The organism is Paraburkholderia monticola, from assembly GCF_001580545.1.
Taxonomy (GTDB): Bacteria; Pseudomonadota; Gammaproteobacteria; order Burkholderiales; family Burkholderiaceae; genus Paraburkholderia; species Paraburkholderia monticola.
Genome location: NZ_LRBG01000012.1, coordinates 179,999 through 204,784 on the forward strand (window position 1 = coordinate 179,999; position 24,786 = coordinate 204,784).

Genomic DNA, 24,786 nt, shown 5'->3' on the forward strand with positions numbered 1-24,786 from the left:
TCAATCGATTGAATATCGGCTCGTGCTTCAGCCCCTGGCCGGCGCGAGATCCTTGACGTCGGCCGGTTGCGCGGCCATCTGCAGATGCAGACGCTCGCCCGTGTACGGCGTGTGCTGCCTGAGCACGTCCATGTTCAGCTCGACGCCGAGCCCCGGCTCGCGCGACGGAATGATGTAGCCGTCTTCCCATTGAATCGGCTTCTTCAGCACGGCCGCATGAAAACCGTCCCACGTGCCGATGCTTTCCTGAATCAGGAAATTCGGCGTGCAGGCCGCGAGCTGGATGCTGGCCGCCGCGCCAATGGGCCCGTTGTACAGGTGCGGCGCGATCTGCGCGTAGTAGACCTCGGCGAGCGCGGCCACTTTCTTCGCTTCGAGCAGCCCGCCGACACGCGCGACGTTCAGCTGCAGGATCGACGCGGCGCCCGCTTCGAGCAACTTGAAGAATTCGTACTTGGTGGTCAGACGCTCACCGGCCGCAACCGGAATGCTGGTGTGCCGGGCGACCTGCGCCATCGCGCCTTCCTGGCCCGGCGGCACCGGTTCTTCGAACCACAGCGGATCGTATTTCTCGAGCCGCTTCGCGAGCCGGATCGCGGACGACGGCACCATTTGCCCGTGCGTGCCGAACAGAAGATCGGCCTTGCTGCCGACCGCTTCGCGCACGCGGCGGCAGAACGTCTCGCAGCGGTCGAGCACTTCCAGTGAAAGCTGATGTCCCGAATACGCGGTGTAGGGACCCGCCGGATCGAACTTCACGGCCGTGAAGCCGCGCTTCACGTTTTGCGCCGCGCACTCTGCGGCGAGATCGGGATCGTCGTAGTCGTATTCGCCGCGGCTGTTCTTCGGATACAGATACGTGTACGAACGCAGACGCGGATTCACGATGCCGCCGAGCAGCTCGTAGACCGGCTTGCCCGCGGCCTTCCCGATGATGTCCCAGCACGCCATTTCGAGGCCGCTGACGACGCCCATCATCGTCAGATCGGGACGCTGCGTGAAGCCGCTCGAATACGTTTCGCGCCACAGCCGCTCGATATGATGCGGATCGCGATCGAGCAGATAGCGGCTGAAGACGTCGTCGATGATGTGGACCATCGCTTTCGGATGGAACGTCGCCGAATAGATTTCGCCGACGCCTTCGATACCGCAATCGGTCTTCAGCGTGACGAAGATCCAGTACATGCCGCCGAGATGCGGCGGCGGTACGGCGACGATATGCGTTTCAAGCGAGACGACTTTCATTCAGGCAACCCCTTTTCGTTTGAGCATGTTTCCAAGTGCGAGTCCGGCGAAGCCCCCCGCCGCCGCCATCGCGGCCACATAGCCGAAGTACAGCTGGTAGCCGAAGACGCCGGGGAACGTCTGCGTCAGATAACCGTTGATCAGCGGCAGGAATACGTCGGGCGAGTAGCCGAGCACCGAGATCAGGCCGATCGCGAGCCCCATCGTCGCGCTCGGGATGTTGCAGCGATCGAGCAGCGACCAGTACAGGCCGCGGATCGCGTAAGTCAGGATGCCGATGAACAGCACCAGAAACACCAGCAGCACATGACTCGCAATACGCGGCGCGGCCATCAGACCGACGAGCGAGAGCGCGGCGAGAAACAGCGCGATCACGAGCACCGAGACCTTCGAATAGCGGTCGCCGAGAAAGCCGCCGCCGATGCCGCCGATCGGCCGCATCCATAGCTTTAGCGTCGTGATCGTGCCGGCCATCACGACCGTCAGACCCACTTCGCCTTCGTGCAGATAGGCCGAAAAGCTGTAGGTCGCCCAGAACACCTGATAGCCGCAGAACACGATCGCCGCGACGAGCCACAGCTCGGGAATCCTCGCGAGCGTCGCGAGATCGGAGAGCACGTTGCCACGGCGCGCTCGATCGGCTGAGCTGGCATCGCTTGCGGCATCGCGCGCGGCTTGCGGGTCCTTGACGAGCGCGAGCAGCACGCCGAGCGCGATGCACAGAAACGCGTACAGGTAGACCACCATCCTGAAGCCGACCGCGACGGACTCGCCGCGCGTCTGCGTGATCCATGCGAATAGCGTGATCGCGATCGTCGCCAGCATCGCCTCGATCAGACCGCGCCCGCCGTCGAGCAGCCCGAAGAAACGGCCCTGCTCTTCAGGTCCCGCGATCATGTTGACGCGCTTGATCACGGCGGCCCAGAACGTCAGACCGGTGGACAGCCCCCAGCCGCCGAAGATCAGCATCAGCGTGTTGAACGACGGCGCGGTCGAATACCAGAGCCCGAGTACACCGGTCGCGATCAGCGAGAAGCAGATCAACAGACGCGGCGCGATGCGATCGGCGAGCCAGCCGCTCGGCAGGTAACTGAGCAGAAAGATCGTGCCGAGCGACGAATACAGATAGCCGAGCTGGCTATCGGTGATGTGGAAAACCTCGAGCATCGTCGGCTGATAGACCTGCCGCAGATAGAGGATCGGATAGATCGCGCCGGCCGCGATCACGAGCAGCGCGAGTTGCAGGTAGCGCCGGCCGTTACTGGCTTGCGCGGCGGTGGTGACAGCGGCGTCGTTCAACGGAAGCGACGCGGCGGTTCGAACGGGCTGGGATGACACGTGAGCGCTCCTTGGAGACGCGCCAACGGTCCGTTCGACCGCCGGGTCTCCGTCATGTTGTTATGGATTTGCTGGGTGAAATTGCGCGGCGGGTGGCGCCGCGCGAGAGTTCAGTACTTCATGACCACGAGGCGGGTCTGCGTGAATTCGAGCATGCCGTGCTTGCCGTCGTCGCCGCCGAGACCGGAACGCTTCCAGCCTGCGTGAAAGCCCTGATAGGGATCGGCCGGCGTGCGGTTCACGTACAGCTCGCCCGCCTCGATGCCGTTGGCGACCTTCATGGCGGCGCGATAGTTCTCGGTGTACAGCACCGACGACAAACCGAACTGATGATCGTTGGCCATCTCGAGCGCTTCGTCGAGCGTGCGATATTTGACGACCGGCATGATCGGCCCGAACGTCTCTTCCTGGATGATCTCCATGTCCTGGCGGCAGTTCGCGAGCAGCGTGGCCGGATAGAAAAAGCCGTCGCCGGCGGGCACTGTGCCGCCCGTTTCGAGCGTGGCGCCGGCTTCGATGGCACGTTCGACCATCGCATGAATCGAGGCGCGCGACGCATCGCTCACGAGCGGCCCCATCAATGAAGCCTGCTTGCTGCGATCGCCGAACTCGACCGCGCTCATGTGTTTTTTCAGGAGTGCGACGAACCGGTCATGCACGCTTTCCTGCACATACACGCGCTCGATCGCGGTGCACAACTGGCCGCAATGCGTGGTCTTCGACGCAACCAGTTCGCGCGCGGCCTTCTCGAGATCGGCGTCGGCCTCGATGATCGCCGGCGTCTTGCCGCCGAGTTCGAGCGATGGCTTCGCGATGTTTGCCTTGCAGTAGTCCAGCACCTTGCGGCCCGCGGCGACACTGCCCGTCAACGTGATCATGCCGACCTTCGGATGCGTGCAGAGCGATTCGGCGCTCGCGTGGTTCATCGCCAGAACGTTGACGACGCCCACGGGCAGGCGGGCCTTTTCGATGGCTCTCGCGATTTCGAATGCGGAACTCGGCGTGTTGTTGCTCGGCCGCACGACCACGGTGTTGCCCGCGATCAGCGCGGGCGCGACCTTGCGCATGAACGTATAGACCGGGTAGTTGAACGGAATCAGGCACGCGACCACGCCGATCGGCTCGCGATGCAGCACGAGGTTTTCGTCGGCCGAATCGCTCGGAATCACTTCCCCTTCGATGCGCCGCGCCCACTCCGCGTGGTAGCGCGTGATCTGGCCGGCGTAGATCGCTTCGTTCGTCGCGTCGGCGACGCTCTTGCCCGACTCGAGCGCGAGTGCCGCGCCGATGGCCGGTGCGCATGCGTCGAGCGCATCGGCGAGCTTGTGCAGATACGCGGCGCGTTCCACCGCCGGCAGCTTGCGCCACGCCTTTTGCGCCTGCGCCGCGGCGTCGACGGCGGCAAGCGCTTCGGCCTCGGTCGCGCCGCTCACCTGCGCGATGACCGCGCCGGTGGCCGGATTACGCACGGCGATCAGTTCGGCGCTGGCAGCCTCGATGAAGCGGCCGTTAGCAAAGTTGCGATCGAGTCGCATGGTCGTCTCCTGAATGCGTAACGCGAAAGCCGCAGATGCGCCGGCTATCGCGGGGATGCCAAAGTTGCATGAACGGAATTTTTGTCCGCGTCCCGGATGGCCACAAGCGAGTAATTCGCCGGACAAACATTCGAAAAAATCATGTTTAACCAGGGATCAGCCTTATACGCGAGACCCATCTCGAATTGCAGAATCCGGCCTTTTCGCCAACACGCCGGAGCATCGAATGAAAAGAAAACGCCTCGCCACCGCTGTCGCCTTCACCACGTTCAGCGCGCTCGCCGCCTTCACGGCACCTCGCGCGTTCGCGCAAAGCAGCGTGACGCTCTACGGCGTGCTCGACGAGGGCATCGACTACACGAACAACGCGGGTGGCGGCGCGGTCTGGGAAATGGCGAGCGGCTATGCGCAGGGCAGCCGCTGGGGCCTGAGGGGCGCCGAAGATCTGGGCGGCGGCACCCGGGCGGTGTTCCAGCTCGAAAACGGCTTCGACGTCAGCTCGGGACGGCTCGGTCAAGGCGGCCGCATGTTCGGCCGCCAGGCGTTCGTGGGTCTGTCCAGCGACAGCTACGGCACGCTGACGCTTGGCCGTCAGTACGACTCGGTCGTCGACTACCTCGCGCAGACCACGGCCAACGGCAACTGGGCGGGCTACCTTTTCGCGCACCCGTACGACAACGACAACACCGACAACTCGTTTCGCCTCGGCAATAGCGTCAAATACGCGAGCCCGAACCTCGCAGGCCTGCAATTCGGCGGCGTGTACAGCTTCAGCAACGACACGAACTTCGCGAATAACCGCGCCTACAGCTTCGGCGGCCAGTATCAGAACGGCGGCCTGCTGATCGCGGCGGCGTATCTGCAGGCGAACAATCCGGGGGCGGGCTCGGTCGGCGCGATCACCGCGAACGACGCGAGCTTCATCGCGGGACGCATGCGCATTTTCGGCGGCGGCATCAACTACACGTTCGGCTCGGCGACCGCGGGCTTCGCGTATACGAACTCGAACTACCGGAACCCGACCGGCAACGGCTATATCGGCCTGCCGCTCGCGGCGCCCGGCGTGCGGCTCGATACGCTGAAGTATCAGAACTTCGAAATCAACGGCAAATACCAGTTCACGCCGGCATGCTTCGTCGGCGCGCAGTATGTGTACACGATGATGAATTACGACGCCTCGTCAGGCAGCGTGACGCCGAAGATTCACTCGGCCGGTCTGATGGCGGACTACAACTTGAGCAAGCGCACCGACGTGTATGTGCAAGGCGAGTATCAACGCGTGAGCGGCGGCTCGACGCAGTCAATTCTCGACCATGCGTTCATTCCGGGGACGCAGGCGCCGTCGTCGACGGGCACGCAGGTCGCCGTGCGGGTCGCGTTGCGGCACAAGTTCTGATGAGGCGTGGCGCGGCATCGCTGGAGCGCCGCGCCCTTCACTCCTCGACCATCGTCTTCAACCTCAGCAGCGCCTGATCCCACTGCCGTGAAATGGCATCGAGCGCGCGGCGCGCCGCGTCGAGGTGCGTGGGCTCGAATGCCCACAGGCGTTCGCGTCCGACCTTCAGGTCGTGCACGAGACCCGCATCGGCCAGCACCTGCAAATGCTGCGTGACCGACTGCCGTGTGATGTCGGTGCCGGCCGTCAGTTGCGCGATCGACATCGCACTGCCCGCGCACAACGCCGCGACGAGACGCAAACGCGTCTCGTCACCGAGCGCCGCGAACACCGCCGCCGAACTGCGCAATGTCGCCGCCCTCAGGCCCACCTTCGGCGACGCTGCCTTAGCTCGCGCCGACATATCGTTCGATGTTGACCATCTGCTGCCCCCAGCCGCCGTCGTTCAGCCGGAACGCTTCCTCGCGGCGCCCGATCGGCAATTGATCGAAGCCCGATTCGACGACGCGCAGCAGCGTGCCCGACTCGACCTCGGTCAGATCGAACTCCACGAGCGTGGTCGGCTCCGGCGTGTAGTCGATCGTGATATCGATCGCGGCCGGATGCCAGCGAAACGACAGATGATGCTCGGGTTCGACACGCTCGACCTGCACGTTCATCAACAGATGCTCATAGCCCGGATAGGTGATGTGCCCCTGCGTGGATTGCCCCGCGACGAACTGCTGGCCGGTCAGATTCACGCCGAACCATTTGCCGAATTCCTCGGCGTCGGACAGCGCGCGCCAGACCCGCGAGCGCGGCGCCTTCAACAGAATCTGCTTTTCGATGCGATCGGTCGATGGGTTCATATGCCGCCTCCTGGCTGCATATTAGAAACAGCGCCGACAATATGCAAGCATTCGACTGCGCTTTTTTTCAGCGCATGGTGGGTGCGGCGCCACAACGAGTTTACGCCGCACACCTCGCCTTACTCGGTCGCATGCGCATGCATGACGCCGGTTTGCATCGACCACGCCATCCACGGCCGGCGCAGCGCGACGATTGCGAGGAACGCGCAGGCGGCCAGCGTGCCGAACGTCGCAAAGCCCATCTGGTAGCTGCCGGTGCTCTCCTTCGCGATGCCCATCACGACCGGCAGATAGAAGCCGCCGATGCCGCCCGCCGCGCCGACGATGCCCGACATCAACCCGGTGCGGCCCGCCCAGCGATGCGGCACCAGTTGGAACGTCGCGCCATTGCCGAGACCGAACGCGACATACATGCACAGCAGCAGCGCGATGCCTCCCGCGAACGACGGCATCGCGGAGGCGAACAGAAAATCGCAGACCGCGATGATCGCCAGCAATACGGTCAGCGCGCGCACGCCCGAGACGCGGTCGGCGATCAGCCCGCCGAGCGGGCGCACCATGGCGCCGGTCGCGGCGAGCAGCGCCATGAACAGACCCGCATCGATTTTCGACAGCTGATACAGATTGGTCAGCAGCAGCGACACATACGAGGACATGCCGACGAAACCGCCGAACGTGATGCTATAGACGAGCATGATGACCCACGTGTCGCGCTCGGCGAGCACCGAGCGGTAGCGCTTGGGCAGCACCGCGATCGCCAGCAGCGCGCCGATCACCGGCAACAGCAGCACGCCGGTATTGCCCGCGCCGAACAGCCCTGCCTCGACCAGCAGCACGAGCACGATCAGACCGACGAGCGTCGTCGCGAAGCTGCCGAAGGCGCGCAGCACGCTGCCCGTCTTGACGCCCGCGTCGTTGGCCCAGAAGTACAGCGTGATTGCGGCGATAGCGAGCAGCGGCAGTGCACCGCCGGCCGCGACTTGCCAGCCGTAGCGCGTCGCGAGTTGCGGGAACAGGAAGCCGTCGAGCACCGCGCCGATATTGCCGGCTGCCGCGAGCCCCAACACGAGGCCCTGCACTTTCGGCGGATAGTTGCTGCCGGCCATCGGCAGCGCGACCGCGAAGCTCGCACCGCCGACGCCGAGAAATACGCCGAGCACCAGCAGCATTTCATACGACGGCACCGCTTGCAGCAACGGCAGCACGATCGTCGGCACCGCCGACAGCAACACGCCCATCAACGCAATCCGTTTGCCATGCGCGGACTGATACAGATTGCCGAGCGTCACGCGCAGAATCGCCGCCGACAACACCGGTACCGCGACGAGCAGACCCTGCTGCGCGGGTGTCATCGCGATGCTCTTGCTGATGAACGGCGCGAGCGGCCCATACAGCACCCAGACGGTGAAGCCCGTGTCGAAATACAGAAAGCAGGCGACGAGCGCGCGCCAGTCACCGCTTCGCAGAGAGTGCATCACGTTTTTCATCAGAGATCCTCAGTAAATAAGTTGCCTGGTAATCCGGTCGTTGCGTTACTGATCTTTTGCGCCGGCATGTCGCCCAGAGTTTTTCATCGGGATTGAACATGCAATCGCCATGCCATCACGGCGCCTGTCAGCGCGCCTTCTACTCAATAAACGTCGCGTGCATAACGCTTTTCGCGCGTCAGACGACTCACGTATTCGAGGGCTTTCTCTTCGCTCATGCCGCCGTGTGTCGCGATCACGTCCTTCAGCGCCGCATCGACATCGCGCGCCATCCGGTTCGCGTCACCGCATACGTAGAAATGCGCACCGTCTTCGAGCCATGCCCATAGTTGCGCACCGTGTTCGCGCATGCGGTCCTGCACGTAGATCTTGTCCGCCTGGTCGCGCGAAAACGCGACGTCGAGCCGGGTCAAGAGACCGCTCGCGCGCATCGTCTCGAGTTCGTCGCGATAGTAGAAGTCGGTCGCGGCATGCTGTTCGCCGAAGAACAGCCAGTTGCGTCCGCGCTCGCCGCGCGCCTGCCGTTCGTGCAGAAAGCCGCGAAACGGCGCGATACCGGTGCCCGGCCCGACCATGATCATCGGCGTGTCCGCTTGATGAGGAGGACGAAAGTGCGCGGACTTCTGCACGAACACGGGCACCTCGGCGTCGTTCGCGCGATCCGCGAGAAACGTCGACGACACGCCCTTGCGGTGCCTGCGCCCATTGTTGTAACGCACCGCCGATACCGTCAGATGCACTTCGCCCGGATGCGCCTTCGGGCTCGATGCGATCGAATACAGACGCGGCTGCATGCGCTTCAATAGGCCGGTCAGCTCGGCGGCCGTGAGGCTCACCGGATATTCGTGCAAGACATCGGCGAGCTGCTGTCCCCACAGCCATTGCTTCAGATCGGCCTTGCGTTCGGGCACGAGCAGATCGCGCAGCGCGCCATTGCCGCTGCGCGCGGCCACGAATGCGAGCGCCTCGGCGCTCGGTCGCGCGATCTCGTAGTGCTTGCCGAGCGCATCGGCGAGCCGCATCTCGCCGATACCGGCGACCTGCACCGCTGTCTCCGCTTGCAGACCGCTCAGCGTGATCAGTTCGTCGACGAGCTCGGGGCAATTGCTCGGCCATACGCCGAGCGCGTCGCCGGCTTCGTATTCGAGGTTCGTCTCGCCCGTTTGCAGCGAGACGTAGCGCGTATCCTTCGCGGCGCCCTGCCGGTTCAGCCGAAGGTTGCCGACCACCCGCGACGCGGCCGGCCGCGCCTTGGTCGGCACCGCGCCCACCACCGCGTTGATCATGCCGCCCGGCGGTACCGCATGCAACGCGGCATCCGCCTGCTTGATGCACACGATCACCCGTTCGAGCCAGGCGTCGGCGCCCGACTGATATTCGCTATCGCAATCGACCCGCTCGGTCAGACGCAGCGCGCCCTGGGCGGCGAGCCGCTCGTCGAGGCGGCGACCGTGACCGCAGAACTGATCGTAGTTGCGATCGCCCAATGCCAGCACCGCGAAGCGCACGCCATCGAGGCGCGGTGCGCTATCTGCGCTCAGGTGCGTCCAGAAGTCCTGAGCGTTGTCGGGCGCATCGCCGTCGCCGAACGTGCTCGTCATCAGCAGCACGTATTGCGCTTTGGCGAGCGTCGCGAACGGATAGTCGGCCATGCACGCGGTGCGGATTTCGAAGCCCGATTCCATCAGACGGGTCGCGTAACGCTCGGTCAGCGATTCGGTGTTGCCGGTTTGCGAGGCCCACAATAGCGTGACCTTCGGCCGCGCGCGCACGATCCGCACACCGGATTCGCGCGACTCGTCCGCTTGCGCCGGCTTCGGCTCCGCGGCGCTCGCCGTCGTGGCGCTACGGCTATACAGTCCCGCCAGCAGACCATCCACATACAGGCGCTTCACCGCATCGAACGGCGCGCTGTGCGGCAGTACCGGCACGCTGGTGAGGCCTTGAGCTTCGGCGGAACGCAAGCCGTTGACGAAGCCCGCCAGATACGCCCGTTCCGCATCGCTGAGCGACGGCGCCAGCACGGGCTCGGGCGGCAATTGCAGCAAGGTCGTGAGGGCTTCGATACGGGGCATAGGTTGATCCTTGGCGCCGAGCGCTAATACCGCTGCGTCGGCAGATGTGGAGAGCCCGTCGTCATCGGGTGTCAGTGCAACGTCGCCAGTCGTGACCGGACTCAGCGAGACCGCGCAGACTTTCAGTTCGGGCTGCTGGGAAATGGGATCGATCGCGTCGTTGGTCACCGCGTTGATGCACAGGTCGTCGCCGAACACGTCGTTCCAATGCATCGGCGCGAAGCACTGCCCCGCGTTCACACGATCGGTGACGACCGCGGGCAGGATCGCGCGGCCGCGGCGCGAACGGATCTCGACCGCGTCTTTCGCGCGAATGCCGAGCTCGGCCGCGTCGTCGGGATGAATCTCGACGAACGGCCCCGGGTTCAGCTTGTTCAGCATCGCGACCTTGCCGGTCTTGGTCATCGTGTGCCATTGATGCTGCAGGCGGCCCGTGTTCAACACGATCGGGAACTCGCGATCGGGCAACTCGGCGGCAGGCGCATACTCGCGCGCGAAAAACTTCGCGCGGCCGCTGGCGGTCGGAAACGCAATGCGTGGGAGGCTGCCGTCGTCCGACTCCCTCAGCGTCTGGCTCACGCCGTCATTCAGATAGCGGACCGGATTGCGCTCGGATGACCCGGCCGAGGCGACCGGCCACTGCAGCGGCGAGTCCTTCAGCCGACGGTGGCTCGCACCACGCAGGTCGTAGCCCGTCGCCGGGTTGGCCGCGCGCGTGAGTTCGGCGAACACTTCGTCGGCGCTCGCGTAGCTGAACGCCTCGGCAAAGCCCATTTCACAGGCGATGCGCGCGATGATCTGCCAGTCGGGCAACGCCGCGCCGGGCGGTTCGATGGCCTGCTGCATCAGCGTGAGATTGCGCTCGGAATTGACCATTACGCCTTCGGCTTCCGCCCACAGCGCGCCGGGCAATAGCACGTCGGCGTAGCGATTCGTTTCGGTGTCGAGGAACGCATCCTGCGCGATCACGAGCTCGGCCGCGCGCAAACCGGCGATCGCGGTTTGCCGGTTCGCGACGGTCGCGACCGGATTCGTGCAGATGATCCAGCACGCTTTGATCTCGCCCGCGGCCATGCGCTCGAACAGGTCGATCGTGCCGTTGCCCACCTCTGCTTTCAGCGTGCCCGGTGCGATGCCCCACAGCTCTTCGACGAACGCGCGGTCCGCGGCGACCAGCGCGGAACGCTGCCCCGGCAAACCCGCTCCCATATAGCCCATTTCGCGGCCGCCCATCGCGTTCGGCTGACCCGTCAGCGAGAACGGTCCGCTGCCGCGCCGGCAGATGCGACCCGTCGCCAGATGCAGATTGCACAGCGCATTGGTGTGCCACGTGCCGTGCGTGCTCTGGTTCAGGCCCATGGTCCAGCAGCTCATCCAGTCCTGGGCCGAGGCGATCATCTGCGCGGCGCGGCGGATGTCGTCGGCGGCGAGACCCGTGATGCGGGCGACGTGCTCCGGCGTGTACTGCGCGAGAAACGCGGGCATCGCGTCCCAGCCTTCGGTGTGCGCGGCGATAAATGCCGCATCCGTGGCGCCGTTTTCGTGCAGCAGATGCAGCAGGCCATTGAGCAGCGCGAGATCGGTGCCGGGTTTGATCTGCAGGAACAGGTCGGCTTTCTCGGCGGTCGTGTTGCGGCGCGGATCGACCACGATCAGCTTCGCGCCCGCTTTCACGCGATCCATCATGCGCAGGAACAGGATCGGATGACAGTCGGCCATATTCGCACCGCTGACGAAAAACAGGTCCGCGTGATCGAAGTCTTCGTACGAGCCCGGCGGCCCGTCCGCGCCGAGCGACAGCTTGTAGCCGCTCGCCGCGCTCGCCATGCACAGGCGCGAATTCGCTTCGATATTGTTGGTGCCGATGAATCCCTTCGCGAGCTTGTTGATCAGATACTGCGCTTCCAGCGACATCTGCCCCGACACATAAAACGACAGCGCATCCGGACCATGCTCGTCGAGCAGTTGCCGCAGACGCGCCGCAGTGCTGCTCAACGCTTGCGCCATCGGCAGCGGCACCGGGTCTTCGTCGCGCGCATGACGCACGAACGCGCCTTCGAGACGGCCCGACTTGCGCAGCGCGACGTGGGCCGACTGCCCCTTCGTGCAGAGCCGGCCGAAGTTGGCCGGATGCTCCTTGTCGCCGGCGATCTTCACGACCTGGCCGTCCTCGACGTGCAGCACCATGCCGCAGCCGACGCCGCAATACGGACACACGCTTTTTACGCTGGTAGCAGACATGCGCGAATGATCTGGGTAGAAATGCGAACGATGAAGCGAAGTCGTGACGTCAAACCGCGACGAACACCTGGCCGTTTTCGACGCGCGTGGCAAACGCGCTGACCGAATACGACGGCGTTTCGAGGCATTCGCCGGTGCGCAGATCGAAGTGATGCTTGTAGATCGGCGAGGCGACCACGACGCGCTCGCCAAGACTGCCGACGAGACCGCGCGAGAGCACCGCCGCATGCGAGCCCGGATCGAAGTTTTCGATGGCGTAGACCGTGGGCGCGGCAGGCGACTGCGTTGCGCCGCCGTCCACGTGGAAGACGGCGACCTGTTCGCCGTTCACCAGCGCGCAAACGCCGGTATTCGGCACGATCTCGTCGAGCGGACAGATCGCGGTCCACGTGCGGGGCAAGCGTTCGTTCTTCATGACTGGGCTCCTTGATCAGTAAGTAAGCGGGAATCGGGTGAGATCAAACCGTCTCGACGGCAATAGGAATCGTGATGTGCCGCAACTGCCGCTCGTCGGGCGTGGCCGGCCGGATCTGTCCGCGCTCCTCGACGAACGCGACGTTGCTGTCGGACTCGCCGCTGTTGACGAAATGACGGAAGCGCTTGCGCGTTTCGGGATCGGTGACGGCCTTCTTCCATTCGCACTCGTACGTGTCGACCACGTGCCGCATCTCCGCTTCGAGATCCGCGGCGACGCCCAGCCGGTCGTTGACGACCACGTCGATCAGATACTCGAGCCCGCCTTCGAGGTTGTCGCGCCACACGCTGGTGCGTTGCAGGCGGTCGGCGGTGCGCACGTAGAACATCAGGAAGCGATCGATATAGCGCACCAGCGTGGCCTTATCGAGGTCCGCGGCGAGCAGCTCCGCGTGACGCGGCTTCATGCCGCCGTTGCCGCACACGTACAGATTCCAGCCTTTCTCGGTGGCGATCACGCCGACGTCCTTGCCCTGCGCCTCCGCGCATTCGCGGGTGCAGCCCGACACGCCGAACTTGATCTTGTGCGGCGTACGCAGCCCCTTGTAGCGATTTTCGAGTTCGACCGCGAGGCCGACCGAATCGCCGACGCCATAGCGGCACCACGTCGAGCCGACGCACGACTTCACCGTGCGCAGCGATTTGCCATACGCGTGGCCCGATTCGAAACCGGCCGCGATCAGCTCTTCCCAGATGAACGGCAACTGCTCGACGCGCGCGCCGAACAGATCGACGCGTTGACCGCCCGTGATCTTCGTATAGAGGCCGTATTTCTTCGCGACCTGCGCGACCGCGATCAGGCCGTCGGGCGTCACCTCGCCGCCCGCCATGCGCGGCACGACCGAATAGGTGCCGTCGCGCTGGATGTTCGCGAGGTAGTAGTCATTGGTGTCCTGCAACGACGCGTGCTCCTTCTTCAGCACGAATTCGTTCCAGCACGACGCCAGAATGCTCGCGACCGCCGGTTTGCAGATATCGCAACCGAGCCCGCGGCCATGCTTTGCGAGCAGTGCGCCGAAACTGCGCAGCCCTTCGACGCGGACGAGGTGATACAGCTCCTGGCGCGAATAGGGAAAGTGCTCGCAGACGTGGTTGTTGACCGCGAGTCCCTGCTTTTTCATCTCCGCCTTCATCACTTGCGTGACGAGCGGCACGCAGCCGCCGCACGAGGTGCCGGCACCGGTCGCGCTCTTCAACGCGCCGATGTCGGTCGCGCCTGCGCAGACGGCCGCGCACAGCGCACCCTTCGACACGTTGTTGCACGAGCAGATCTGCGCGGCCGCGGGCAACGCTTCGACGCCGAGCGCGGGTTTCGCTTGACCGTCCGCTTGCGGCAGGATCAGGAATTCGGGGGACTCGGGCAGCTCGATGCGGTTCAGCATCATCTGCAGCAGCGTGCCGTATTCGCTCGCGTCGCCGACCATCACGCCGCCGAGCAGATACTTGCCGCAGTCGGAGACGACGAGCTTCTTGTAGACCTGCTTGCGTTCGTCGCTGAACTGATAGGTGCGCGCACCGGGCGTGTTGCCGTGCGCGTCGCCGATACTCGCGACGTCGACGCCCATCAGCTTCAGCTTGGTGCTCATGTCGGCACCCGTGAAGGCGGCCGTGTCGCCACGCAGTTGCTTCGCGACCACGCGCGCCATCTCGTAGCCAGGCGCCACCAGGCCGAACAGCTGACCCTGCCACAGCGCGCATTCGCCGATCGCATAGATGTGCGCATCGCTGGTGCGGCAGGCGTCGTCTACCACGATGCCGCCGCGCGCGCCGAGTTCGAGCCCGCAGGCACGCGCGAGATCGTCGCGCGGACGGATGCCCGCGGAGAACACGATCATGTCGGTGTCGAGATGGCTGCCGTCGGCGAACTGCATGCGGTGCGTGCCGGCTTCGCCGTCGACGATCGCCGTGGTGTTCTTCTGCGTGTGCACGGTCACGCCGAGATCCTCGATCCGGCGGCGCAATACGCGGCCGCCGCCGTCGTCGACCTGCACGGCCATCAGGCGCGGCGCGAACTCGACCACGTGCGTTTGCAGGCCCATGTCGCGCAGCGCCTTCGCGCATTCGAGGCCGAGCAGGCCGCCGCCGACGACCGTGCCCGTTCTCGCGCGGGCACCGCATTCGCGCATCGCTTCGAGATCGTCGATAGTTCGGTAGACGAAGCAATCGCCCCGCTCGCGGCCCGGCACCGGCGGCACGAACGGATACGAGCCGGTCGCGAAGACGAGCTTGTCGTACGGCAATGTTTCGCCGCTCGCAACCGTCACCGTGCGCGCATCGCGATCGACCGCGACGGCCCGAGCGTTCAGCTTCAGTTGCACGCCGTGACGCTCGAAGTAGCCGGGCTCGACGAGCGACAGATCGTCGGCGGTCTTGCCCGCGAAGAACTCGGACAGGTGCACGCGATCGTAGGCCGGTCGCGATTCTTCACACAACACCGTGATGTCGAGATCGTGCGCGGCCTCTTGGACCTCTTGCGCCAGGCATTCGACCAGCTTATGGCCGACCATCCCGTGACCGATAACGATGAGTTTCATGAGCGCGCTGTCCTCTGGTGTCTGGCGAAAGCGGTTGCGGAAATAAAAACGGCGTCCCGCGAATCCAGCCGAGGGCTGAATTCAGGGGACGCCGTTGTCCTGTTCGGTGCTACTGGGCGCGTGCAGTTGTGCTGCATGCGCGACGAACCGCCGTTGGTCCGATGGCAATGCATAACGCAAAGGCTGTGCCAATTGCAGGAAATACGCCGGAAAGCGCGGCGCGGCGGGGATTTACGGCAGATCGCGCGGTCTCACGCCACACGGCGCGCACGACACGTTTTGATGCGGCAAGGCACAGGGATGGTGCGACGCAGCACTCCCGACGTGCGCAACGAGGGCGCTCGCAGGCGCTGACGAGACCGGGTTTTGCGCGTGAATCGCGGCGTGCGGCAACGGATTGCGAGCGTTCGTTCGATCGATGGCGCGGACCTTGCATTGACCCAGCACAACGTCATCGCGGCAACGTCGTCGCGATGTGCGGACTCAACGCTTCATACGCTTCATACGCGTCAACAAGCAGTGCAATGGACAACGGCGTCCCCTCGTGATCACCACGAGCGGACGCCGTTTTCGTTACAAGGACACGAACATGAACACCACCACCGGCAAGGTCACGCTGCTGAGCGCAGGCCCTGGCGACGTCGATCTGCTGACGCTGAAGGCCGTCAAGGCGCTCGCGGCCGCCGACGTCGTGCTGCTCGACGACCTCGCGAATCCCGACATCGTCACGCTCGCGCCCCAGGCACGCGTGATTCGCGTTGGCAAGCGCGGCGGCTGCCGTTCGACGCCGCAGGCATTCATCGAGCGGCTGATGCGGCGCTATGCGCTAAAGGGCCTGCACGTGGTGCGCGTCAAAGGTGGCGAAGCGCTGTTGTTCGGCCGCGCGGGCGAGGAACTCGCGACGCTGCGCGAGGCCGGCATCGCGGTCGATATCGTCAATGGCATCTCGTCGGGTTTCGCGGCCGCGGCGGGGCTCGGCATGTCGCTCACGCATCGGCGGCATTGCCACGGCGTGAGCTTCGTCACCGCGCACACCGAAGATCACGGCGAGCCGGACTGGGCCGCGCTCGCCGCGACGCGCACGACGCTCGCGATCTATATGGGGATGCGGCGCATCGACAGTATTGCCGCCGCGCTGCTCGCGCATCTGCCGGCCGCGACGCCGGCCGCGGTCGTGCAATGGGCGGGCGGCAGCGACGAGCGGCGCCTGTTGACACGGCTCGACCGGCTGGCCGCCGATGCGCTCGGCGCGGGCTTCGGGAGTCCCGCGGTGATTCTGGTGGGCGATGCGGTTGGCGAAAGCGCCGAAGCGCCCTGGTGGGAACGTGAAAATCGCGGCGAGCAAGGCCGGGACAGCTTGCCCGCGCCAGTGATTGCGCGGGCGGCCTGAGCGCTTCAGTCGCCGAAGCCCAGCTCCGCGTCCACCTCCTGCCCGACCCGCAGCCACGCCCCCGCCCCACTCGCGACCAGCGCGTTGTTGCCGAACGTGACCGCGCCGTCGAAACGTTCGCTCACGCGATAGCCGAGCATCGTGTCGGTCGGCTCGTTCGGCCAGTCGGGATCGGGTGCGCCGCGCGCCTGATCGATGGTCGGCATCGGGCAGCGCGAGCACAGCTTGACGAGACGCAGCTCGACACGCGAGCTCGCGCCCGCGTCCGCATCTGCGTCGACGGCGAGCGTCTCGACATAGTCCTCTTCATAGGCGTCGAGGCCTTCGAGCACGATGTTGGGCCTGAAGCGATCGATCCTGATCGACGGCGCGCCCTTGCCGTTCAGGCGCGCGTTCAGATCGTCGAGCGAAGCCTGGCCGACCACTAGCAGCGGAAAGCCGTCGGCAAAAAACGTCGTGGCGCCGCCGGTGCTGTCCGTATAGTCGGGATCGACGACGCGTTCGCGCTCGGGATCGAAGCGCAGCAAGCGCGCGGGCAGACCGAGGAACTCCGTGAACCAGGCGGCGGTTTCTTCGCCGGTATCGAGCCCATAGGCCGCGTCGCGCCAGACCGCCGTATCGACCCGCGGGGCCGCCGCGAGCCGCGCGGCATCGAGCGGCGTGCGCAGCTCACGCATGCCCGGCGCGCGCACGATCAGATCCCGCTCGCCGAGTTCGACACGGATCAAGGCCATGCGCGGATACGCGCGCTGCGTGAACATCGCGCCGTGCGGGTCGGTGATCATCCAGTTGCGGTCATATTCGAGGCCCGTCGCCAGCAGGCGCGCCTCGCCCAGCGTGATGCCCGCGCAGGATTTGATCGGATAGACGAACAGCTCGCTGATGGTGGTCATGGTCTGAGGTTTCGCTCGGAACGTGGTTTTCTGGTCAACACGCATTGTAAAGCGCCCGGCGTGCGCGGTTCCAGCAGCGGCTTCGCGTCCTGCGCCGAGGGCCGCCCAGGGAAGCCGCCGTTTTGCCCTCGGGACGCCTGGAAGTAGAATCGTCGGATCAGCCAGGCGCCAGGGCGCCGCATCACCGGTTACTGATAGAAGCTGTAGAAGCCTCCCTCCCATCACCGAGACAGGAAATTGACCATGCTGAGCAAACCCGTGTTGACCGTCACCGAGACGACCCGCATTCTCGATGCTGCCCGCGCGGAAGCCGAGAAGAACAAGTGGGCCGTCGCGATCGTGCTCGCGGACGACGGCGGCCATCCGCTCGCGCTGCTGCGTCTCGATGGCGCCGCGCCGTCGACCGCCTACATCGCCACCGAAAAGGCCCGCACCGCGGCACTCGGCCGGCGCGAAACCAAGGTCTATGAAGACATGATCAACAACGGCCGCACCGCGTTCCTCAGCGCGCCGTTGCAGAGCACGCTCGAAGGCGGCGTGCCGGTGATCGTCGACGGCCAGGTGGTCGGCGCGGTCGGCGTGTCGGGCGTCAAGTCGGAGCAGGATGCGCAGATCGCGAAAGCCGCCATTCAGGCGCTCGGCGCTTAAGGCGCCAGGCGCACAAGCCATCCCTTGGCACAACGAGGACCGATGCCCCCCTCATCGGTCCCATAACAGATGGAGCAGTCGATGACTCAGATGAACCCGCGCGGCGGACTGCAGGTCGCCGCCAATCTCGACCAGTTCGTCGAAACCGAAGCCCTGCCCGGAACCGGAATCGACAGCGCCGCCTTCTGGTCGGGTTTCGACGCCCTCGTGCACGAGCTGGCGCCCAAAAACCGTGCGTTGCTCGCCGAGCGCGACCGCCTGCAAAGCGAACTCGACACATGGCATCGGGCCAATCCCGGCCCGGTGCGCGACCTGCGCGCGTACCGGGCGTTTCTCGAAGGCATCGGCTATATCGTGCCCGTGCCCGCCGGCGTCAAAGCCACGACCGACCACGTGGACAGCGAAATCGCCGAGCAGGCCGGCCCGCAGCTCGTCGTGCCACTGTCGAACCAGCGCTACGCGCTGAACGCCGCGAACGCGCGCTGGGGCAGCCTGTACGACGCGCTGTACGGCACCGACGCGATCCCCGAAAGCGATGGCGCGGAAAAGCAGAAAGGCTTCAACCCGGTGCGCGGCGCCGCGGTCATCGCGTATGCGCGCAAGTTCCTCGATCAGGCCGCGCCGCTCGCGAACGGCTCGCACGCGGAAGCGACGCGCTATAGCGTCGAAAACGGCCAGCTCGTTGTCGCGCTGAAAAGCGGCACGAGCGCATTGCAAACGCCCGCGCAGTTCGTCGGCTATCAGGGCGACGCGAGCGCGCCGTCGGCGGTGCTCGTCAAGCACAACGGCCTGCACGTCGAGATCCAGATCGATGCGAACGATTCGATCGGCAAGACCGATGCCGCGCATGTGAAGGACGTCGTCGTCGAAGCGGCGGTCAGCACGATCATCGATTGCGAGGATTCGGTCGCGGCCGTCGACGCCGACGACAAGGTGCTGCTCTATCGCAACTGGCTCGGCCTCATGAACGGCGACCTGACGGAAGAGGTCACCAAGGGCGGCAAGACCTTCACGCGCCGGCTCAACGCCGATCGCGAGTACACCGGCGCCGACGGCAAGTCGCAGGTCAAGCTGCACGGGCGCTCGCTGCTGTTCGTGCGCAACGTCGGCCATCTGATGACGAACCCGGCCGTGCTGACGAAAGACGGCCACGAAATTCCCGAAGGCATTCTCGATGCGGTGATCACGACGCTGTGCGCGCTGCGCGACCGCCAGAACAAGCTGAACTCGCGTACCGGCTCGATCTATATCGTCAAGCCGAAGATGCACGGCCCGGCCGAAGTCGCGTTCGCGAGCGAGTTGTTCGCGCGCGTCGAAGATCTGCTGAAGCTGCCGCGCAACACGATCAAGATGGGCATCATGGACGAGGAGCGCCGCACCAGCGTGAATCTGCTCGCCTGTATCGCGGAAGCATCGGCGCGCGTCGCGTTCATCAACACCGGCTTCCTCGATCGCACCGGCGACGAGATGCACTCGGCGATGGAAGCGGGCCCGATGATGCGCAAGGGCGACATGAAGTCGAGCAAGTGGATCACCTCGTACGAGCGCAGCAACGTGCTGGTCGGCTTGAGCGCGGGCTTGCGCGGCCGCTCGCAGATCGGCAAGGGCATGTGGGCGATGCCCGATCTGATGCACGCGATGCTCGAGCAGAAGATCGCGCATCCGAAGGCTGGCGCGAACACCGCGTGGGTGCCCTCGCCGACCGCCGCGACGCTGCACGCGCTGCACTATCACCAGGTCGACGTGCAGGCGGTCCAGCAGGAGCTCGAACGCACCGACTACGCCAAGGCGCGCGACGAACTGCTCGACGGCCTGCTGACGATTCCTGTCGTCGAAAAGGCGCAATGGAGCGACGACGAAATCCGCGCCGAGGTCGACAACAACACGCAGGGCATTCTCGGCTACGTGGTGCGCTGGATCGACCAGGGTGTCGGCTGCTCGAAGGTGCCGGACATTCACAACGTCGGCCTGATGGAAGACCGCGCGACGCTGCGTATTTCGAGCCAGCACATTGCGAACTGGCTGTATCACGGCGTGATCCAACGCGAGCTCGTCGAGGAGACGTTCAAGCGCATGGCCAAGGTCGTCGATGGGCAGAACGCGGGCGACCCGCTCTACCAGCCGATGGCGCCCGGCTTCGACGGAATCGCATTCAAGGCCGCGCAGGCACTCGTATTCGAGGGGCGTCAGCAGCCGAGCGGTTATACCGAACCGCTGCTGCACAAGTTCCGGCTCGAGGTGAAGAAGCAGGCGTAAGGCCGCCCAGGTCTAGCTGAAACGACAACGGGCGCCGCGTGATGCGGCGCCCGTTTTTTTTCAGGGCCTTGTCAGTTCATGCGGCTTCGGCCGTCAATTGCCCGGCCTCGCCGGCTTGCACTTCGTTCTGCATATACGCCTGCAGATACGCCTCGAAGTCCGCCTTCACCTCGGGATGACGCAGCGCGAATTCGACGGTCGCCTTCAGGTAACCGAGCTTGCTGCCGCAATCGAAGCGCGTGCCGAAGTAACGGTACGCGAGCACCTGCTCTTCGGTCAGCAGCGACTGCACCGCGTCGGTCAGCTGTAACTCGCCGCCCGCGCCAGGCTGCAGCGCGCGGATATGCTTGAAGATCGTCGGCATCAGCACGTAGCGGCCCACCACGCCGAGATTCGACGGTGCGTTGTCCGGGGCCGGCTTCTCGACGATGCCCGACAGCTTGATCACGTTGTCTTCCCACTCGCGGCCGTCGACGACGCCGTACGAGCGGCTGTCCTCGCGCGCGATCGTTTCGACGCCGATCACCGAGCTGTGATAGTGGTTGAACGTATCGACGAGCTGGCTCATCACCGGCTTTGAGCTATGCAGCAGGTCGTCGGCGAGAATCACCGCGAACGGGCTGTCGCCCACCAGTTTCTCGGCGCACAGCACCGCATGGCCCAGACCGAGCGCTTCGGCCTGGCGCACGTAAAAGCAGTCGACGTTGGCAGGCTTGATGCTGCGCACCAGATCGAGCAGCTTCTGCTTATTGCGCGCTTCGAGCTCGGATTCGATTTCATAGGATTTGTCGAAGTGATCTTCGATCGCGCGTTTGCTGCGGCCCGTCACGAAGATCATCTCGGTGATACCGGCGGCGATCGCTTCTTCGACTGCGTACTGGATCAGCGGCTTGTCGACGATCGGCAGCATTTCCTTCGGACTTGCTTTGGTAGCCGGCAGGAATCGTGTCCCGAGGCCCGCTACGGGAAACACGGCTTTGGTGACTTTCAGCATGGTAGACATTCCCACATCGGTTAGAGGTTGGTGTGTTCGCGGACCTGGCGGCCAATCGATGTCGGCGCAAGACTAGCAGAAAACTCTGCGAGGTTCAGGCAAGCGTATTCTCCGATTTAATCCAGATAATTCGGCACATTAATCGATATGCCATATCGCGAAAAATTAGCGGCAATTATTACGCTATTCGTTAATGAAAAATCAATAAAATCCGAAAGTCTTACCTTTCGGACGAACGCCGGCGCGCCTGCCGTGGTAATCGAACGGCCGACTCCGGCAGCGCGTCATTGCTGTTCGTCGACCGGCGGCTGCTTGCCCGGATTCATGCGATAGCGCCGGATTGGCTCGTTGCGCAACGCATCGCGATAGGCGGAGGCGGCTACCAGAATCAGCAGCACGGCCGCGCCGGCGAGTAAATGCAGGTTCATGACTTCACCTCGTGTCAGAAAATCCTTGCTTTAAATTAGCACGACAAAAGCGGCAAATAATTCGACCTCGGATACACCGACCAGTCATTACAATTCGTCACAAAATCAATGTTCCAATTAATTTGCAATGCAATTTTTTATTCATTTTTTAGCATTGCGGTGCTCTAGCATGGATGCATCGCGGGTGCGCGAGGCACCCGGTCGAATGGCGATTGCGCCTCCTCTTTTCCCATTTCCGCTTCAGACAAGGACCGCGTATGAGCGACCCAGCACTGGATGCCGCCGGCTCATCCCTGCCCCTCCCGCCACTGCCGCGCACGCAGAACACACCGGCCGTGGCGCACTCGCGCAGCGCTGCGCGTATCGATGGCGCCGGCAAGGAGTACGTGATCGACGCGCTGCGTGGCTTCGCCGCGCTGCTGGTCGCGTATTTTCATTGCCGCCAGATCGTGTGGGTCGGCATGCAGGCGTTTCATCAGAGCGTCGGACATGCGCTGAGCCCGAGCACGCTTGCCGCGTATCTGACGTTTCCGATTGCATGGGGCTCGGCCGGCGTGCCGCTGTTCTTCGTGATCAGCGGCTACTGCATTCATCGCGGCGGCGCGCTGCGGCTCGCCGACAATCCCGCCTACCGGCTCGATGCGGGCAACTTCTGGCTGCGGCGCTTCGCGCGTATCTATCCGGTGCTGCTCGCGGCGCTCGTGCTGACCTTCGCGCTCGATTCGGCGAGCCTGCAATTGCCGCCCGTCAGTCACAAGATTCGCGACATCGGTTGGCAGCCGTTTCTGGTCAACCTGTTCTCGCTGCAGGGTGTAGCGGGCAAAACGTATGGTTCGAACGGCGCGTTGTGGACGCTGTCGCTCGAAGTGCAGTTCTATGCGATCTATCCGTTGCTGTTCGCGCTGCGGCGACGCATCGGCATGAATGCCGCGCTCGGGCTCGTCGCCGCGATCAACCTCGCGTCTGCGTACGTTCTCGAACGTCACGATCTGCAGTTCTTCACGTCGTACTGGTTCTCGTGGATGCTCGGCGCGTGGATCGCCGACGCGAAAGCGCGCAGCGCGCGCGAGGCGCGGGCGCCCGCGGTGCTCTATGTGCTGGCGGCGGCGTTGATCGCGGCCGGCTGCGTCGCGTTTCATTTCGGCCAATACGGTGCGTTCCAGATCTGGGCGCTCGGGTTCGCGTGCTATCTGTATAAGGCGCTCGATGGGCGCAATGGCTCACCTCGTGAAGCGCGGGGCGTGCGTCCGCTGCTTCGTACCTGGGCGCGCGCGGTGTCGCGTTTGCTGTCGCGCTTCGGCGACTTCAGCTTCTCGCTCTATCTGATCCATCTGCCGATCTTCGTGCTGCTGTCGTCGTGGCTGTTTCGCTCGTCGCTGCAGATGTCGATCTGGCCGTCGTTTGGCTATATGGTGGTCGCCGTGCCGGCTGCCTATGTGTTTTATCGGCTGGTCGAACTGCCCGCGATGAGGTGGTCGGCGAGCCTGAGGCCTAAAAGGCGGTAACAGGACCTGGACATCGAGTCATGCCCACCGTATCCGTGCCGGCATGGCGAGACGACAAATCAGCAACGAATTATGGGTGGCGCTGGAGCCGTCGATTTGGGTGTTCACGCCGTCGCCCAGAGGGGATTGTCCTCGTACAAGGCTGACGAGCGCACAGCACTGAACGGCATCCTGTATGTCCTGCAAACCGACGCTTGCCTGCGTGGCCTAGCTTTCGGGGCGCCGCCGAAGCAGGGCCTAGTTACTATGTTTACGGGTTGGTAGGCGGGTCAGGTGGCCAAAGCCTTGGATCGTCGCACATCCATTCGCAGCTACCCCGACAAATCGGAGTTAATTCGATCTCGATTTGCCGAACAGCAAGTTCGCCGTCAGGGCGCTTCGTCACATAACTGTCCGTCATAGTTACAGGTTCGACATAAATGTTTTTACTTAGAATTCCAAGTTTTCTCAGATACGTTTTCACCACCTCCCCACGGCGGCCCTGCAAGATATCCAGATCACGTTCGCCAATATATGCGCCGGCGATTACGATTGCCTGAATATCCACATCGGGCCATTTTTTTGCCACCTTCACAGCATTTTCAATTAACTGCCGATTTTCCTTCGAAAGCGCAGTCGTGTTGAATGGCAACTCCAAATACACGCTTTTCAGGAATCGGCATGTGGCGGATGGCTTACTGACTACCACGCTATCCATCGAGTGGCCTGCGTAAGCCAGTCCACAAAAACCAGTAAATAAGGTTAGTGCAGCGACCAGTGCGCAGCGCCAAGATCTCATCCTCTCGCTCATCATGATATTACTTTGTCGAACGTTGCTATATATCCGGTTATGCTATCCGCATTTTCAATCGCCTCATCTGGATGATTATTCGCCCATATCCGCAGCCCTGATTCCCTATCGCCATACACGATGTCGCGCGAATTAAAAGTATCTGTAAAGTGTGTACATTCGTGGATCATCGTCTTTATCTTGCACGCGTCCCGCAGTAAGCCAAATGGACTCTTGCAAAAATCCGTATGAATAACGATAATCCGCTTTTCCGAATCAGGCCTGCATACGGAGGCTTGAGTATCTCGGGAAGTTGGTTTGAGGCCACATGAAAGCGCCTTGCCTGTTTTACTGTCCCATCGAATGATTTTTTCGGGCACCAGTTCCTGCATTGCTGTGACCAATCGTGACAGACCACTACTGAGTACTCTTCTTGTGGATTCATCCGCGCGTGCGAAAAAGGTTGTAACGCGCTCCTGCTCTGTCACGTCCCAGCGTGCCAGACCTTCAATGCGTCTCTTGACTAACTCAACACCGACATCGCGTGCACGCATGACCTCTTTTCTAAACTCTTTATTTGTCATGTTCGAGCAAATTGGCCGGGTATTAATTGTCACTTCCACAAGTGATCCAGGGTTCGTATTAGTCACCGCACCATGATGAACGAGGACCCACTCGTCATCTTCATCCTCGGTGGGGGATCTAAACCCGTACTGACTGTCGTTCATAT

General features: G+C 63.7%; 19 protein-coding genes. 5 read left to right on the forward strand and 14 right to left on the reverse strand.

The window, feature by feature from the left end; translation table 11 throughout:
- Positions 1-27 precede the first annotated feature (27 nt).
- The 3 genes from CI15_RS15500 to aldA form a co-directional block, all read right to left on the reverse strand.
- Positions 28-1,245 carry a mandelate racemase/muconate lactonizing enzyme family protein gene (locus CI15_RS15500; protein ID WP_062129210.1) on the reverse strand — a complete coding sequence of 406 codons (1,218 nt, stop codon included), beginning with the start codon at positions 1,243-1,245 and terminating at the stop codon, positions 28-30.
- Complete coding sequence (locus CI15_RS15505) at positions 1,246-2,583, reverse strand: MFS transporter (RefSeq protein ID WP_062129211.1); 1,338 nt, start codon at positions 2,581-2,583, stop codon at positions 1,246-1,248.
- Positions 2,584-2,693: 110 nt separating this feature from the next.
- Positions 2,694-4,118, reverse strand: a complete 1,425-nt coding sequence (gene aldA, locus CI15_RS15510; RefSeq protein WP_062129212.1) for an aldehyde dehydrogenase — start codon at positions 4,116-4,118, stop codon at positions 2,694-2,696.
- A 226-nt stretch (positions 4,119-4,344) separates the two neighbouring features.
- Between aldA and CI15_RS15515 the strand changes: the two genes are divergently transcribed.
- On the forward strand, positions 4,345-5,514 hold the full coding sequence (locus CI15_RS15515; protein ID WP_062129213.1) for a porin: 1,170 nt from the start codon (positions 4,345-4,347) through the stop codon (positions 5,512-5,514).
- A gap of 37 nt (positions 5,515-5,551) precedes the next feature.
- Here the strand turns inward: CI15_RS15515 and CI15_RS15520 are convergent, their stop codons facing one another.
- The 6 genes from CI15_RS15520 to nirB all read right to left on the reverse strand — a co-directional run bounded on the left by CI15_RS15520 (position 5,552) and on the right by nirB (position 15,173).
- Complete coding sequence (locus CI15_RS15520) at positions 5,552-5,917, reverse strand: ArsR/SmtB family transcription factor (RefSeq protein ID WP_062129214.1); 366 nt, start codon at positions 5,915-5,917, stop codon at positions 5,552-5,554.
- Positions 5,901-6,362, reverse strand: a complete 462-nt coding sequence (locus CI15_RS15525) for an SRPBCC family protein (RefSeq protein WP_062129215.1) — start codon at positions 6,360-6,362, stop codon at positions 5,901-5,903. Before CI15_RS15525 ends, CI15_RS15520 begins: the two co-directional genes overlap by 17 nt.
- Positions 6,363-6,481: 119 nt before the next feature.
- Positions 6,482-7,849, reverse strand: a complete 1,368-nt coding sequence (locus CI15_RS15530) for an MFS transporter (RefSeq protein WP_062129216.1) — start codon at positions 7,847-7,849, stop codon at positions 6,482-6,484.
- Positions 7,850-7,992: 143 nt separating this feature from the next.
- Positions 7,993-12,165 carry a bifunctional nitrate reductase/sulfite reductase flavoprotein subunit alpha gene (locus CI15_RS15535; protein ID WP_062129217.1) on the reverse strand — a complete coding sequence of 1,391 codons (4,173 nt, stop codon included), beginning with the start codon at positions 12,163-12,165 and terminating at the stop codon, positions 7,993-7,995.
- Between the two features lie 49 nt (positions 12,166-12,214).
- Positions 12,215-12,580 (reverse strand): nitrite reductase small subunit NirD, encoded by a 366-nt coding sequence (nirD, locus tag CI15_RS15540; protein WP_062129218.1) that lies wholly within the window; start codon positions 12,578-12,580, stop codon positions 12,215-12,217.
- 43 nt (positions 12,581-12,623) lie between these two features.
- Positions 12,624-15,173, reverse strand: coding sequence for a nitrite reductase large subunit NirB (nirB, locus tag CI15_RS15545; RefSeq protein WP_062129219.1), 2,550 nt, complete (start codon positions 15,171-15,173; stop codon positions 12,624-12,626).
- Positions 15,174-15,762: 589 nt separating this feature from the next.
- On the opposite strand from nirB, the gene cobA reads away from it, so the two are divergent.
- The gene (gene cobA / locus CI15_RS15550) at positions 15,763-16,563 is read left to right on the forward strand and encodes a uroporphyrinogen-III C-methyltransferase (RefSeq protein WP_062129368.1); all 801 of its coding nucleotides are present in this window, start codon (positions 15,763-15,765) and stop codon (positions 16,561-16,563) included.
- A gap of 5 nt (positions 16,564-16,568) precedes the next feature.
- Here cobA and CI15_RS15555 read toward each other — a convergent pair whose 3' ends face one another.
- The gene (locus CI15_RS15555; protein WP_062129220.1) at positions 16,569-17,456 is read right to left on the reverse strand and encodes an MOSC domain-containing protein; all 888 of its coding nucleotides are present in this window, start codon (positions 17,454-17,456) and stop codon (positions 16,569-16,571) included.
- 243 nt (positions 17,457-17,699) lie between these two features.
- Here CI15_RS15555 and CI15_RS15560 point away from each other — a divergent pair, with 243 nt between their 5' ends.
- Both CI15_RS15560 and CI15_RS15565 read left to right on the forward strand, forming a co-directional pair.
- Complete coding sequence (locus CI15_RS15560) at positions 17,700-18,104, forward strand: heme-binding protein (protein ID WP_062129221.1); 405 nt, start codon at positions 17,700-17,702, stop codon at positions 18,102-18,104.
- Positions 18,105-18,185: 81 nt separating this feature from the next.
- Positions 18,186-20,360, forward strand: coding sequence for a malate synthase G (locus CI15_RS15565; protein ID WP_062129369.1), 2,175 nt, complete (start codon positions 18,186-18,188; stop codon positions 20,358-20,360).
- Positions 20,361-20,436: 76 nt separating this feature from the next.
- Here the strand turns inward: CI15_RS15565 and galU are convergent, their stop codons facing one another.
- Both galU and CI15_RS37300 read right to left on the reverse strand, forming a co-directional pair.
- Positions 20,437-21,354: a UTP--glucose-1-phosphate uridylyltransferase GalU gene (gene galU / locus CI15_RS15570; RefSeq protein ID WP_062129222.1), complete on the reverse strand. Its 918-nt coding sequence runs from the start codon at positions 21,352-21,354 to the stop codon at positions 20,437-20,439.
- Between the two features lie 284 nt (positions 21,355-21,638).
- Positions 21,639-21,782 (reverse strand): hypothetical protein, encoded by a 144-nt coding sequence (locus CI15_RS37300; protein ID WP_162842052.1) that lies wholly within the window; start codon positions 21,780-21,782, stop codon positions 21,639-21,641.
- 257 nt (positions 21,783-22,039) lie between these two features.
- On the opposite strand from CI15_RS37300, the gene CI15_RS15575 reads away from it, so the two are divergent.
- Positions 22,040-23,287, forward strand: coding sequence for an acyltransferase family protein (locus tag CI15_RS15575; RefSeq protein ID WP_062129223.1), 1,248 nt, complete (start codon positions 22,040-22,042; stop codon positions 23,285-23,287).
- A gap of 250 nt (positions 23,288-23,537) precedes the next feature.
- On the opposite strand, the gene CI15_RS35350 is transcribed toward CI15_RS15575, so the two are convergent.
- On the reverse strand, positions 23,538-23,984 hold the full coding sequence (locus CI15_RS35350) for an OmpA family protein (RefSeq protein WP_241495848.1): 447 nt from the start codon (positions 23,982-23,984) through the stop codon (positions 23,538-23,540).
- A 92-nt stretch (positions 23,985-24,076) separates the two neighbouring features.
- The gene (locus CI15_RS35355) at positions 24,077-24,784 is read right to left on the reverse strand and encodes a M35 family metalloendopeptidase (RefSeq protein WP_075643705.1); all 708 of its coding nucleotides are present in this window, start codon (positions 24,782-24,784) and stop codon (positions 24,077-24,079) included.
- Positions 24,785-24,786 lie beyond the last annotated feature (2 nt).